15 protein-coding genes are annotated in these 14446 nt (G+C 47.7%); 1 reads left to right on the top strand and 14 read right to left on the bottom strand.

The genetic code is table 11. The annotated features are described in order from the left end of the window. Positions 1-14: 14 nt before the first annotated feature. From MUB35_RS21730 to MUB35_RS21685, 10 genes are all read right to left on the bottom strand, one after another. Positions 15-872, bottom strand: a complete 858-nt coding sequence (locus MUB35_RS21730; protein WP_103732612.1) for a transketolase — start codon at positions 870-872, stop codon at positions 15-17. 15 nt (positions 873-887) lie between these two features. Further along, complete coding sequence (locus MUB35_RS21725) at positions 888-2171, bottom strand: TRAP transporter large permease (protein WP_054351468.1); 1284 nt, start codon at positions 2169-2171, stop codon at positions 888-890. Next, positions 2171-2650: a TRAP transporter small permease gene (locus MUB35_RS21720; protein WP_244806838.1), complete on the bottom strand. Its 480-nt coding sequence runs from the start codon at positions 2648-2650 to the stop codon at positions 2171-2173. The genes MUB35_RS21725 and MUB35_RS21720 overlap by 1 nt, the downstream gene beginning before the upstream one ends. A gap of 17 nt (positions 2651-2667) precedes the next feature. Next, a complete protein-coding gene (locus MUB35_RS21715) occupies positions 2668-3708 on the bottom strand; it encodes a DctP family TRAP transporter solute-binding subunit (protein ID WP_244806837.1) in 1041 nt (346 codons plus the stop codon). A 209-nt stretch (positions 3709-3917) separates the two neighbouring features. Further along, positions 3918-4547 (bottom strand): zf-HC2 domain-containing protein, encoded by a 630-nt coding sequence (locus tag MUB35_RS21710; protein ID WP_227209762.1) that lies wholly within the window; start codon positions 4545-4547, stop codon positions 3918-3920. After that, positions 4537-5025 carry an RNA polymerase sigma factor gene (locus MUB35_RS21705; RefSeq protein ID WP_033139874.1) on the bottom strand — a complete coding sequence of 163 codons (489 nt, stop codon included), beginning with the start codon at positions 5023-5025 and terminating at the stop codon, positions 4537-4539. The genes MUB35_RS21710 and MUB35_RS21705 overlap by 11 nt, the downstream gene beginning before the upstream one ends. A 405-nt stretch (positions 5026-5430) precedes the next feature. Continuing rightward, positions 5431-8115, bottom strand: coding sequence for an ABC transporter permease (locus MUB35_RS21700; protein WP_244806836.1), 2685 nt, complete (start codon positions 8113-8115; stop codon positions 5431-5433). 2 nt (positions 8116-8117) lie between these two features. After that, positions 8118-8792: an ABC transporter ATP-binding protein gene (locus MUB35_RS21695; RefSeq protein WP_033139981.1), complete on the bottom strand. Its 675-nt coding sequence runs from the start codon at positions 8790-8792 to the stop codon at positions 8118-8120. 155 nt (positions 8793-8947) lie between these two features. Then, positions 8948-9928: a sensor histidine kinase gene (locus MUB35_RS21690; RefSeq protein ID WP_103732577.1), complete on the bottom strand. Its 981-nt coding sequence runs from the start codon at positions 9926-9928 to the stop codon at positions 8948-8950. A gap of 3 nt (positions 9929-9931) precedes the next feature. Continuing rightward, a complete protein-coding gene (locus MUB35_RS21685) occupies positions 9932-10600 on the bottom strand; it encodes a response regulator transcription factor (protein ID WP_244806835.1) in 669 nt (222 codons plus the stop codon). 438 nt (positions 10601-11038) lie between these two features. On the opposite strand from MUB35_RS21685, the gene MUB35_RS21680 reads away from it, so the two are divergent. Next, the gene (locus MUB35_RS21680) at positions 11039-11500 is read left to right on the top strand and encodes a hypothetical protein (RefSeq protein WP_244806834.1); all 462 of its coding nucleotides are present in this window, start codon (positions 11039-11041) and stop codon (positions 11498-11500) included. A gap of 18 nt (positions 11501-11518) precedes the next feature. Here MUB35_RS21680 and MUB35_RS21675 read toward each other — a convergent pair whose 3' ends face one another. The 4 genes from MUB35_RS21675 to MUB35_RS21660 form a co-directional block, all read right to left on the bottom strand. Beyond that, positions 11519-12919 carry a DUF4153 domain-containing protein gene (locus tag MUB35_RS21675; protein WP_244806833.1) on the bottom strand — a complete coding sequence of 467 codons (1401 nt, stop codon included), beginning with the start codon at positions 12917-12919 and terminating at the stop codon, positions 11519-11521. Positions 12920-12992: 73 nt separating this feature from the next. Beyond that, positions 12993-13199 carry a helix-turn-helix domain-containing protein gene (locus tag MUB35_RS21670; protein WP_033139879.1) on the bottom strand — a complete coding sequence of 69 codons (207 nt, stop codon included), beginning with the start codon at positions 13197-13199 and terminating at the stop codon, positions 12993-12995. A 12-nt stretch (positions 13200-13211) separates the two neighbouring features. Continuing rightward, positions 13212-13694 carry a DUF2975 domain-containing protein gene (locus MUB35_RS21665; RefSeq protein WP_244806832.1) on the bottom strand — a complete coding sequence of 161 codons (483 nt, stop codon included), beginning with the start codon at positions 13692-13694 and terminating at the stop codon, positions 13212-13214. A 252-nt stretch (positions 13695-13946) separates the two neighbouring features. Further along, a complete protein-coding gene (locus tag MUB35_RS21660; protein ID WP_244806831.1) occupies positions 13947-14438 on the bottom strand; it encodes a GNAT family N-acetyltransferase in 492 nt (163 codons plus the stop codon). Positions 14439-14446: the final 8 nt, after the last annotated feature.

Raw genomic sequence — 14446 nt, 5'->3', positions numbered from 1 at the left:
TATCCTCCATCCGCTTATGCTGATTTTCTGACTTCCAGTTTTTTAAGCTGCGCGTCCAGCTCCTTCATTGCCTGCGCATACTGCTCATCATTTGGTGCCACTCCGTGCCATCCGCACTGGTTCTCCATAAAGGAAACGCCTTTTCCTTTTACTGTGTTGGCAAAGATGCATTTTGGTTTTCCGTTCTTTCTCATGCGGATTCTGTCCAGAGTGTCCACGATCTGCTTCATATCGTGTCCGTCAATCTCATAGGTATCGAATCCGAATGCCTTGAATTTATCACCCAGGTTGATGTTGGGCATGACTTCATCTGTGGTGCCGTCAAGCTGCAGATTATTGTTGTCTACGAATACTACCAGGTTATCCAGCTCGTATTTGTGCGCAGTCTGGGCTGCCTCCCAGATTTCACCTTCCTGGCATTCGCCGTCACCCACGACTACGAATACACGGTAGTCCCTGTTGTCCTTTTTCGCTGCGATTCCCATTCCTACGCCGCAGGCAAGTCCCTGGCCGAGAGAACCTGTGGAGATATCAATGCCGGGACATTTTTTCATATCCGGATGGCCCTGCAGAATGGAACCTTCCTGGCGGAGGGTGCCAAGCACGGATTCATCGAAGAATCCAAGCGTTGCCAGAGCCGCATACTGTACAGGGCATACATGGCCTTTTGACAATACAAAGCGGTCTCTGTCTTCCCATTTCGGGTTCTTCGGGTCCAGATTCATCTCCCTGAAATACAGGGCTGTCACAAAGTCAGCAGCGGAGAGGGAGCCGCCGGGATGTCCGGATTTTGCTTTGTGGATCATGGTGATCACCTTTTTCCTCAGTTCAATACTCTGTCTCTCCAGTTCTTCAACACTTACATTTTTCATATTCCTCGCTCCTTTTTATAAGAATAATAATGAGATTTTAGGTATATAGGTTACTAACAGCAGTACGATCAATGCCGCTATGATCAGTGATACAACTGCTTTTGATATCTGCTTCAGATTTACATTTCCCACACCGCAGGCCACATAGAGGTTTACACCTACCGGAGGTGTGAAAAGTCCGATTGCCAGGTTGACGATCATCACAACGCCCAGGTGGATCAGATTCACGCCCAGCGCCTGTGCCACCGGTACGAACAGCGGGGTAAAGATATATAACGCTGAGGTCGAATCCAGGAAGCATCCTGCGATCAACAGGATAATATTTACTATAATAAAGAAAACAATTACATTTCCGCCTGTGGCATTCTGAAGTGCGGAACTGATTGCCACGTCGAGTCTTGCCCTTGTGAGCACATAGGCAAACAGGCTGGCTGCCGCTGTGATGAACATGACGGTGGCTGTTGTGGATGTGGTATCAAGAAGCAGGGCATAAAATTCTTTCAGCCTTATTTTCTTGTAAATAAAGATTCCTACAAACAGACCGTATACCACAGATACCGCCGCGGCCTCTGTGGGGGTAAAGATACCGCCGTAGATACCGCCCAGGATGATAACCGGCATCATGAGTCCCCAGAAAGCATCCTTGAATGCCAGCCAGCGCTCTTTTCTGCTGGCCTTCGGCAGTGTCTTCAGATCGGATTTTCTTCCTACCAGAAGCGCCACTACCATGAGTGCGAATCCCATCAGGAGACCCGGTACCAGTCCTGCGATAAACAGGTCCCCGATGGATGTATCGGCGATGGAGCCATATACCACAAAGGTTATGGAGGGAGGAATGATGACCCCTATGGCTCCGGCCGCTGCCATTAACGCTGCGGAGAACGCAGGTTTATAGCCTGATTTGATCATGGCCGGCACGATGATAACTCCCAGTGCCGCCACGGTTGCCGGACCTGAACCGGAAATTGCCGCGAAGAAGCAGGCAACGATGACACATACAATGGCAAGTCCGCCTCTGATATGTCCTACACAGGCCTCGGCCAGTTTGATGAGTTTCTCAGATATTCCCGCTTTCTCCATGATGTTTCCTGCCAGGATGAAGAAAGGAATTGCCAGTAATACGAATTTGCTGGTTGACGCCGACACGATCATGGGAAGACTGCTCATTACCGTATCCAGCGGTCTTCCTGCCCCCTGGGCAATCATAGCTACCACGCTGGAGGTACCGAGGCACACAGCTATGGGCGCTCCCATGAGAAGCAGTACGGCGAAGCTGATAAATAGAATTGCTGCTACCACTATTTGCTTACCTCCTCTTCCGGATTTCTCTTAATCTCTTCTATCAGAACCTGTATAAACCGTATTGTCGCAAAGAATGCACCAATCGGTACAAAGGAACCGAAGATCCATTCCGGCCACTGCATGCCTGCTGTAACCTGTCCCAGAATCCTCTGATTCCTCACCATAAGGATTCCATAGTAGAAAATAGCTCCGGTAAACAAAACTGCCACAAAGTAACCGATAATCTTCAGCACCTTCTCTGCATTCGGCCCGACCGCGTCGGTCACAATGCTCAGTCCCAGGTGCGCTCTCCGCTTTGCCGCTATGGCTGTACCCAGCATACTCAGCAGTACGAAGAGATATGTGGTGATCTCCTCCGAGAAAGAAAAGGATGCACTGAACAGGTATCTGGCAACCACGTTCGCAAATGTGAGGATCGTCATAACGATCAGGCAGGCCGCCGCCAGTATCTCCTCTATCTTGTCAAATATCCGCATTTTATTTCCTCCCTCTCCTATTCGCTCTCTATCCGGAAAGCTTCGCAGGCTTTCTCGCCGTATTTTTCAATAAATTCCTGTTTCACGCCGCTGATCTCTTCCTTGAAAGCATCCAGTTCTTCCTCCGTCAGTTCTGTCACGGTCATACCCTCGGATCTGAACTCCTCCACAATGTCAGCCTCCTCCTGCTCCACAGTATCTCTTCCCCACTCACAGGCTTCCTTTGCCTTCTCCTGGAGAAGGTCCCTTGTTTTTTGCTCCAGGGATTCCCAGATCTCTGTGTTGGCTACAAACAGGTCGTTCTCATATGTATAGTTCCATAAAGTGAGGTAGTCCTGGATCTCATCCATCTTGGCGGACTCTGTAATGCAGATACCGTTCTCCTGTCCGTCGATGGTTCCCTGCTGGATGGCTGTGAAGACTTCGCTCCAGCTCATGGCTACCGGATCTGCCCCTAAGGTCTTAAAGAATTTCATATAGACTTCACTGCCCGGCACACGGATCTTCAGTCTCTTCACATCCTCCGGTGTACGGACCTCACGCTTGCTGTTGGTGATCTGGCGGAAACCGTTGTGGAAAGAGCCCAGATAGGTGATTCCCTTTGCCTCCAGCCGCTCCGCGTAGTATTCCCCTCCGGTGTTGTCAATGATCTCTCTGGCATGCTGGTAATCATCAAAGATCCACGGGATCGTTGCCACGGAAAGCTGTTCGTCAATGACTGCCATAACACATGTGGCATAGGCTGCCAGATCCACGCCTCCGCCTGCGATCATCTCAATTCCCTTTGTGGAGTTTCCTCCTGCAAGCTGGTCGTTGGGATAGACGGCTATGGTCACATTTCCATCGGATGCCTCCTCCACCAGTTCCGCAAATTTGTCCGCCACTCTGGAGTCAATCTGAATGTCCGTTCCGTTCACTGCCATGACCAGTTCAATCTTCTGATACCCTTTTCCGGCTTCCCCGGAAGCCCCCACATTCTTCGTTCCGCCGCTGCACCCCGTAAGCAGCCCTGTCATAACGGCTCCGGCAGTCAGCAGGCTTAACACCCTAGCTTTCATAAATACCTCCTTTAGTGTTCCCCCGTTTTTTAACATCCTACGTTGGTTGTTTTTCTATGATTACATCCTAACATCCCATGTTCTAAAAGTCAACTGTTTTCGGTAGATTCCATTATATGTACAATTTTCATCTCTATTTTCTGTACATTATGCACAGAAAGAGAAGCAGATACCCCTGATTCTCCTTTGCTGCAATCTGTTCTTATCTTCTAATTCTGTTCTGAAGAGGATGTGTTCTCTTCACTGATCAGTTCTCCGTTTCTGATCGTGATGGTCTTATCGGAAAACTCCAGGACCCATTCACAGATGTAAGCATCGCCTGCCATCTCATTTTCCCATCCCATGCTGCCTTTGACAAAGAGTCCTTTTCTAAAGCGCAGGGCCTTCAGGTAGGTACGGGTGCCGATGATGTTGCCGCTGCTGTCCTCTATATTTTCTGTCATTCCATTGAATTCCAGTTCGCCTCCTTTTGGCGTCAGCTCCAGATATGCTCCGTTTTCCTTCAGGCCGTAAGACAATTTTACATCACTGGACAGCACATTTCTGCTCCCCATGCTGTACCCTGTAAAAGTCCAGACCAGGGCCGCGGCCAGAATTATGACAGCAAACGCCGCAGCGATCAGTACCTTTTTCCTCTTCTTCCTCATTCCCACGATCAGAGCTGCATCCGTCACGTCCGCTTTCGGCAGGATCTCAGGAACTTCCCCGGTCATCTCCCGGTAATATTTACTGCATTTTTCACATGTCTTTAAATGTTTTTCAATTTCTCTATTGCTCTCCTCGCTGGTCAGTCCGTCTGCATAGGAAGGCAGAAGGTCCTGTACTACATCACATTTCATGCCTGTTCTCCTCTCTGATTTTCTGCTTGCCCCGGTAAAATGTTACCCGCGCCCAGTTCTCGTCCCTGCCCAGTATCTCCCCGATTTCCCGGAAACTGAAATCCCCGCTGATTCTCAGATACATGACCTCACGTACAGGTTCCGGAAGCTGATGCAGTCTCTTATACAGGTACAGCCTCTCATCCCTGGCTATCAACTCCTCATCGGGCTGCATGGCATCTGAGGGAATTTCCTTTTCCGGCTCATACACTGCTGTCCTCTGTGACTGTTTCACTTCTTTTATCCAAAGGTTCTTTGCAATCTGGCAGAGCCAGACATAGAGTCTGCAGTCACCCCGGAAGCTGTCTATGGATTTCATGGCCCTGAAAAACGTCTCCTGCGTCAGTTCTTCCGCAGTATGGGGATCATGGCAGAGGCTGAACAAGTATTTGTATACCTGGACAGCATACTTTGTGTAAATCTGCTCTATATCCTGCATCTTTCGTCCTCCTTATCCATAAGAGTTGCCAGCGTTTCTTTCGTTACAGATAATTTTAAAATTTATATTTTATTAGTTGTAAATTGTGGTAATAAACAAGACAAGTATATCTTGAATTAATATCTTGAATCTGTTATGATAAAAATATAAAAGGAACAACCGCCCACAAGGTGGGTTGACCAGGAAATAAAGGAAAGAAAAACCACCCTCAACTGGCCAAGTATTCGGGTGGTTTTTCTATGTTAAGTCAATGACAAATCAAATAATAGTGTCAATAAAACCCTGATGATTCAGCACAGCCCGTTACACCTTAGCTTTGAAAAGTGCAATCAACCTTTCAAAGCCAGGGCGTAACGGGCTATATTAATGAAACCTGCAGATTATCTGCATAAATTGCAGGCAGCGTCAGTCCGCATATCTCCGCAGACGCTCCGTTATGCTCTTTCCCGTCATCCGTCTGTACATGAAGACTGCGGTCAGTATACAGATTGCAGGCAGGGTTGCCGCGATTACTGCCGTCCATGCCCAGGGATAATAGAATTTAAAATAGAGCAGGTCCTGTTTTATGGCCTTTCCCAGAAACCAGAGGACAGCGGAGCCCAGCGTAAGAAGCATCCCAATCACACTCAGGCCATAGAATGCACCTTCCAGGACCACCAGCCTGCCAAGCTGTTTTCTGGTCATCCCCACGCTCTCCATAACAGCCAGTTCCTTCTGCCTGGATGACAGACTTGTATAAAGTGTATTGAAATAGTTTGCAATTCCCATCACCATCAGCAGAACGCTCAGTACCCCCATAACAATCCGGCTAGCGCGGATATAGGAGGAGGCGTCATTCAGGGCATCTGATTTGCTGTTCATATAGATGTAGTGCTTTTCATCTCTGGTCCTGTTGTCCTGCTGTATAATTCCGGTAATCTCCTGTTTGATAAGCGGTTCCTTCTGCCTGTCCACATCAATCTGTATACCGAAGATTTTATCCTTGAAATTCAGGCTCCTGAAAGCCTTCTCCGTCATGATAAAATAATTGATCCCGCTTCCGTGGGTTGTCATATTCAGTTTGGGAAAGTGTTTTTTTGATATATCCAGGTATCCGGCGCAGGAAAGTTCCCCTTTCAGATACTTGTCATCCACTTTATTCTCAAATAGTGAAAGGCTGTAAAAATGCAGAGGCATTCCAATCGTTTCATCACCATCTTCCTGCAATTCTTTTGACAGCTCATGCGTATGCAGAAGCATGGTGCCTGTACCGTTTTCCAGGCTGTCCACATCCGCATTTATCCCATATTCCTCCACATACTCTCTCAGTTCTTCAACAAACGCATCGTCTACAATCTGTAACGTGGCAAAAAAACTTACGGCTGTGGTGCCGTATACAGATTTCAAACGGGGCAGAAGGGCTTCGTCCCCTCCCTCCTCTGTTCCGTTTGTCTCAGAGGGCATATTGATCATGGCAAAGCAGCCTTTTGTATATCCCATTTTGTCTTCAGACACACCATCAACTGCAAGTATTCTGTCTCTTAACTCTTCTGTAATGACCGGTGTGTTATCATCCCAATCATATGATGCATATCCCGCGTCGCGGTCAATGTTTGTAAAAGTACTGATTTCAAAGTCGTGCCGCTCCTCAATACTGTTTGTAATATCCGTCCCCCTGCTTATGACTACTGCTCCCAGCGCACAGATACACCCCATGCTCAGGGACAGCAGGGTGACTGCAAATCTTCTCCCGGAACGTGTGATATTCCGCCATGCCATCCCTGCAATGGATGCCCCGTCACTGCAGTGTTTCCTGCTTCCACGTCTCTGCAGGATACTGCTCCGCGGCTGCCGGGTGCATCTCTGACGGCGGTAGGTATGGCTGGCTGCCGCAGATGCAGTCTCCTCGTAACGGACAGACTCTATGGGACTGAACTTCACCACTTTTCTGACAGCGATCCCTGCAGCCAGAAGCGTTGTCAGTCCTACGAACACCACACTGGCTGCCAGAAATGCGGGATAAAACACAGCCATCCCTCCGGCACTTCCCATTCCGTGGAGATATAATTCTCCCAGCGTCCCCGGAAGCAAAAATTTCACCACAAAAGAACCGGCAGCAGCCCCTAAAAGGCATCCTGCAAGAATCATTCTCCCGGTCTGGCAGAACACGATCTTTCTGATCTGTCCGCCGGTCGTGCCAATGGTTTTCAACAGACCATACTGGCGGATATCATTGCCAAGAGTGATGGACATTACATTGTAAATCAGCAGAAAGGCTCCCCCCAGAATCATAACACTGCAGAGAAATGCCACCATATAGCTGCCGATAAAATCCTCCACCACCGTAAATGCCAGGGAATTCATCCCAATAAACTGCTGGGCAACAGATTCCGTGGACACATCCTCATAAAGTTTCGCCTCCATAAGTTCACCGTCTGCAAAAAAACCGTTCTGTTCCATGAGAATATAGCTGGCCGGAAATAGGGGAATCCCCAGACTTTCCAGATATTTCTCAGAGAAGTAGGCCACAGGGGCATTCAATATGGGGTTTACATAATCTTTATAATAACCGGATAAGACGAAACTGCTCTCTATAGCATCCCTGTTCTCCTGAAACCGGAGTTCTGCATCCAGCGTCATTCCTATATGGGGATTTTCAATGCCAAGCTGCTCCAATCCACGAAGGGGGAGCATAACTTCATTCGCTTCTTCCGGGTAATGGCCTGTGACATCTGTGTAGGCCGGTCTTATCAGTTTTTCAAATGCCGTATTGTCGAGAACCGTACAGCCCAGTACAGGCGCTCCGCCCTTATACCAGACGGCAAAGTCTTTTTCCAGGCCTGTATTTTTCACATATTCCAGTGTTTTTATTTTTTCATACTGCTTTTCTGAGCCGTCTTCCAGGGAGAGGCTGGCAACGCTGCCGTCATTTCTGGCGTATAAGAGATAGTCTGCCTCCATTTTCCCCCTGGCAATGCTGAATGCTCCGAATACCATGAACACAGCCAGGGCAACTGCCAGCGTCAGGACACGGTTTCTCCCCCTGTTCTTCCTGTAATTGGCCCGCGCAAGCTCCCGGATGACTTCCCTGTTGTTATTCCTTAATTCCATAGTCATTCCTCCCTCCTGCAGATCCGCCCGTCTTCCATCCGGATCATCCGGTCGGTCATCTGGGCAATCTCCTCATTGTGGGTGACTATAACTATGGTCTGGGAATATTCTTCCGCCATGGTCTTCATCAGACCGATTACCTCCAGACCGGTTTTGGAATCCAGGTTTCCGGTGGGTTCGTCCGCCAGAACGATGGCCGGTTTTGTCACCAGCGCCCTGGCTATGGCGACTCGCTGCTGCTGCCCGCCGGAAAGGGTGTTCGGCATCTGGTGCACCTTCTCATCCAGGCCCAGGGAATGAATGATCCTGTCCACAAATTCTTTGTTGATCTTCACACCATCCAGCTTCAAAGGCAGAACAATATTCTCATACACATTGAGCACGGAAACCAGATTATAATTCTGGAAAACAAAGCCGATGTTCCTGCGCCTGAATACGGTCAGTTCATCGTTATCCATGGCTGCCAGCTCATATCCTCTTACCATCACGCTTCCGGTGGTGGGATAGTCCAGACCTCCCAGCATGTTGAGGAGAGTGGTCTTGCCGCACCCGGAGGAGCCTATGACTGCGATAAATTCTCCCTCACTGATATCTATATCCACGCCGTCCAGCGCCCGGACTACCAGCTCCCCTGTTTTGTAAATCTTCTCAAGGCCTCTTGTCCTTAATATTTCCATACTTTCCTCCTTGCCTGCCCGCCGCAGGCTGTGCCGGTTAAGGCATTCCTGCTGTGTGCCTGTCGTGCTTAACAGGAAATGCACACACCTCATGCGGGCTTCTCTGTTATTTCTGCTGTCATGATATGAGGATAGCAGGTAAATCTAACAATCTTCTAACAGGGAAGATAAATGGAGATGGAAGTACCGTCCGCTTCCCTTTTCACTTTCAAAAACCCTTCATGCTGTTTCACGATCTCTCTTGTGATATACAGTCCTATACCGAATCCCTCCTGGCTGTTCACATTGCTCCCCCTGTAAAAACGGCAGAAGATGCGGTTTTCATCATCAACGATCCCCATGCCGAAATCGCGGACTTCAATCTGTGTGAACATTTCATTTTTCACTGCCCGGACAATGATTTCTGAATTTTCAGGGGAATATTTAATGCTGTTGTCCAGCAGATTGGCTGCTGCCTCGGAGATCCAGTTTCTGTCATGGGGAAGAGAGATGTTTTCCGGACAATCCAGAGTTATTTCCATGTGTTTTTCCTCTGCCTTCCTCCTTACCTGGAAAATGGCTTTTGCCAGGGTCTTTCTGAGGTTCTGTCTCTCTTTTCTGATCTGGATAATGCGGTGTTCCATGCGGGATGCGGAAATGAAGCTCTCTGTGAGAAACTTTATCTTCCGCTCTGACTGCTCCACTGCCCGGATGCAGGTATCCTGCTCCTCTGCTGTCAGCTCCTGTTCACGCAGAAGGGAAAGGTAGGTCTCCATATTGGTGAGAGGGGTTCTGATCTGATGGGCAATCTCTGACAGAAAGCGGCGGACCTCCTCCTGTTCTTCCAAAAGTTTTTCATTGTATTTTGTCACAATGGCATGGATTTTTACAGTCTGTGCCTGGAGTTTTGATACCAGGCTGTCAGCGGTTTCTGTTGTGACAGGGCTGCCGTTTCCCTGAATAAGCTGTTCCAGAATATCGGATATCTGTATCAGATCATCCTCGTATTTTTTTCTTATACCTGAAAACACCGGGAGATAACAGCAGAGAAAACAGGCCGTCAGAAGCAGATATCCGGCATCCGCGGTCAGAAAGGAAGCCAGAATCCCCGCGGCAATGGGCAGGATTCCTGCAGTGTAATATATCTTTTTCTTCATAGGCTAATCTCCGAAAGTGTATCCCAGGCCGAATACATTTTTCACAAATATGGGATGGGCATTGTCCGGTTCTATTTTCTTTCTCAGGCGGTTGACGGTGACGCTCACTGTATTTTCCACCACAAACTGACCGTCAATATCCCAGATCCTCTCCAGTATGGTCTCCTTTGTCAGAATTTGTCCGCGGTTTTGGACCAGAAGTTCCAGAAGACTGTACTCCTTTGCCGTGAGATTTATCTGACGCTCCTGGTAAAACACCTGTTTTTTCTTCCAATTGATCCTGAGGCCGCGAAACAGAAAACTGTCTTCCTCCCCGCCGCTTCGGCGCAGAATGGCCTCAATCCGCTTTTTCAGCACACTCATCTGAAAAGGTTTGACCACATAATCATCACATCCGGCCTCGAATGCCTCCAGCATATCGCGCTCTTCATCCCTGGCAGTCAGAAAAAGAACCGGTATCTTACTAAAGCGTTCCGCCTCCCGGCAGATGGAGATTCCATTCCCATCCGGCAGATTTATGTCAACCAACATCAGGTCAGGGTTATCCTGCAGCAGAGCGATCCCATCCCTGCATGATTTTCCGGCGGTTACCTGATACCCCTCTTTTTTCAGAGTGATGACAAGGGCCTTATTCAGAAGTTCGTCGTCTTCAATCACTGCTATTTTCTTCATCTGTACTCCTTTTTTTCGTTATCTATCCTGAAATTATAACAAATGGCAGAGATTCTGAACAGAGGGAACTATCTCGACCTTTGGTCTGTTGCAAATAGCAGGAGCCAAAATATAAAATTTTTATAACCCATTGACAGAACAATCCGAATGCTGTATCTTGTCACTATCTGTTATTTAACCCTGCAGTATATAGCGGGCTATAAGGCAGGCTGCCCGATACGGGTATGGCTCATTTGCAGCCAGATCATTCATCTTAGCAGGCTTTCCTGCATTCCGGCGTTTCGCCAAAAATCTCAATTTATTTATGAAAACAAAATATCCGGATGCGGAACTTATGTCACTATTTTGCCGTGTCTGTTTGAAAGCGTGGTGCTGCCTTTGACATAATTTTCGATTGAATATCTTGTTATAATTTGCTAAAATAAAAGAATATAATGCATGAGTGATATTGCATATCAAAATAAAGATATCGTATCAAAAATATTCGGTCACGGGCTGAAGGAAAAATCCCTTGAGGTCTATGGCATTCCTATGTCCCGGGTTGTGAATGTCCTTCCGGTGAACCTGCCGGCAATCGAGGCCAGCGAACTCAATACGGATAATCTCTTTGAGCTGGAAGATCATTCTGTGGCACTAATCGACTATGAAAGCCAGTACACGGAGCTAAGCAAAGTGAAATATATCAATCACATAGCCAGGTTTCTAAAACGGTATGGGGCAGGGAGCCCAACAGGAAAAACTCGCATTAAAACTGCTTCTAAAAGGCCAAAGCCCGGAAGAAATCTCCGCAAAAACAGGCCTGCCCGTAGCTGCATTAAATCAAATCAAAAATTAGCATATCCGTCATTTACATTTCTCAGGCTGAAAATCCCTGCACCTTCCCAATCTAAAAGATTATAAGCGCAGGGATATTCATGTCTAATATATGTTTTCTTCTGTTATCTGCTCCGGAAAATATTTCTGATTATAAGAATCCATCATATATTCAACCGGAAGTACACAGAGCATGCAGTATAAAACGGCTCCCGTTATAACACTGATCCGTACCATGGGAAACGTTCTCCACTGGCGCACAATAACCAGTGTAAACACCACTGCCATCCAGATCATAAACACCATTGTCAGTACCCTCTTGATGGTAAAGCCAAAGGCGGCTATATAAAGCACCATTTTACTCATGGCAGTCAGTATAAGAAGCAGAGTGAGTACAGAAAGAAGGACATTGAGCCAGCGCAGCACTGCACTGCTCTCTTTTCCTTTTCTGGAAAACAAATTGGCTCCCAGCAGAAGGACCAGATTCAGCGCAGCGATCTGGCAGAGTTCAAAAAATCCTCTCCTGGCATATTCCGCATAGGTAAAGTTCTCCGGCCGGATTCCGGCAAAGGCGGAAAACAGATATTTTCCCTGCAGCCCTATGAACAGCAGATAAATGGCGCATACGATCAGTATGGCTGTAGTGACGGCCGTATTGGGCACGATCCGGATAGAGCGGGAGGTTTCCCGGAGCTCCTCTTTGTCAATGCAGTCCGTATTTCTCTTATGGATTCCACCGTAAATCAGTCCGAATAAATATGCCGAAACAGGCAGGGAAAGTATCATCCTGGCAAGAGTATACAAAAAGTGCTCCTGGATATACAAACCACTGTTCTGCATCAGCCTCTGAAACCCTTCATCCGCACTGGACAACAGGGGAAGCACAAGGAGCAGAACAGGGACAGCTATGATAATGCCCAGGATAATATAGCGGATATCCTTCCCTCTGCCCTTCTTTTGAAGCTCCTCGTCCGTATCCCTGTCCTCGTGTATTCCCGTTATAATCTTAAAACCACATCCGAAGTTACCGAAAGGCACCCGCAGCAATGCATTCCATCCGTCAAACACAACCCACTCCGACGTCTTATCCTTTTCCAGAAGACTGCCGGATATAAGCAGTGTCCAGTACGCCGCACATACGATCAGCATTGGGACCTGCAGAAACGGCATGGCGCTCCAAAAGGCATACGGTACTCCAACGCCCAGCATAATGACCATCCAGAACCAGCTCTCCCGTCCCGGACGTCCCCCCTTCAGGAAAATATAGGCCAGTACTGCAGCCGCATATGCAGCAGTATAAAATGCCAGATGACTGCCGAAATCCATGCTGGTAAAGGTATATACAAACCCATATCCCACCAGCAAATACAGCCAGGCAAAACATTTATCTTTTCCATCCGCCTCTATGGGTTTTGCCTTTATCCACTCATTTTCCTCAAAAACAGGCGCACTTTCACAGGGCAGACCGTTCTCACTGCCTGCCGGCATTTGTTTTTCCGTATTCATATTTTACTGCTCCTTTCTCACTTCTGATTTTTTAACCCCAAACTGCCGTGAGCGTTTGATAACTACCCATATATTAATCGTCCACATACTCCAGAATATCTCCGGGCTGGCATTCCAGGGCCTTGCAGATACTGTTTAATGTGCTGATCTTTATCGCTTTGGCTTTGCCGTTTTTTAATACCGAAATATTGGCCATTGTGATTCCCACACGCTCAGACAGTTCCGTGACGCTCATTTTCCGCTTCGCAAGCATAACATCTATATTAATAATAATCGCCATCTTCTGTCCCTCCTATATGGTCAGATCCTGGTCTTCCTGTATTTGGCTTGCATTATAGACCAAATGGGACAGGGCAGCACACAGGACTGTGAGTGTAATGCAGATAAACAAAATCAAAACAATGCCGAATAAATAGCCGATTCCCAGAGAATACCACCCCAGAACACAGAACACTGCCAGAAACAGGGCGTAAAGCACACTGTCAGCCAGTGTATAGTGGCTCATCTGCTTAAGCGCCTCTGCGTTTTCCCGGCAGAAAGACTTGTTCTCTCCGATCCTGCTGCATACGCCCCAGAATTTGGCCAGACATAGGAAGCAGGGAATCGCTGTTATCCAGATGAAGATACAGGTTCCCCAATACACACCTTTTCCCGCCAGTCCGTCCAGCACCTGCCTCAGTACCGAGGGCAAAAACCACGCCACCAGCGCCAGAAACAGGATTCCGGTTCCGGCTGTTATTAATTTCAAATACTTTGACATTTCTGATTGCTTCATGATTCTCCTCCTGCAGTTTCAAAATAGATAAATGATTTCTGTCCTTTCTGGCTCCATTATATTGCTTGCGAATCGGAAAGTCAATATATTTTTATTGTTTTACGATAAATTTTATTTGTATTGGATTAAAATCCGTTCTACAGACAGGGTTTTCCGTACAGCAAAACCCAAAATAATTCTCCCGAGCAGCAGCAGAAAAAAAGCCAGGCACCGGTGTGCCTGACTCCTTTTGACAGATGCTCCCTTTTTCATTTACAATTCCCTGTAATATGGACATATATCTTCATAATGCCCATCCTTCATCAGAAAACCGCCGGGAATAACGCCCAGTTGTTTAAATCCCAGTTTTTCATACAGATGCCGTGCTGCCCTGTTAGTCCTCACAACAGCATTAAACTGCAGAATCCGGAATCCGCACATGCGGCCCTGTATGAGACAGTCCTTTACCAGCATCTCCCCGATGTGTTTTCCCCTGGCTGCAGACTTCACCGCATAACTGGCGTTGGATATATGGCCGCATCTGCCCACATTGTTCGGATGCAGAATATACAGTCCCAGAATCTCACCTGTCCCTGCGTCCTCCGCCACCCCGCAGTATGTCTGGCAGCAGAAAAATTCCGCGCCCGTTTTCTCATCCAGCAAATCCAACTGCGGATAAGCCACGCCCTCCTCCACCACCTCGTTCCATATGGAAATCATACTCTCTATGTCTTTTTCCTCAAACTTTCGGACATTAATATCCATAAATTCTC

Origin of the sequence: Blautia sp. NSJ-175, from assembly GCF_022867815.1 — a bacterium.
GTDB lineage: Bacteria > Bacillota > Clostridia > Lachnospirales > Lachnospiraceae > Blautia > Blautia celeris.
The sequence above is the reverse complement of the archived record's forward strand: the minus strand, read 5'-3'. Positions and strand labels throughout refer to the sequence as shown.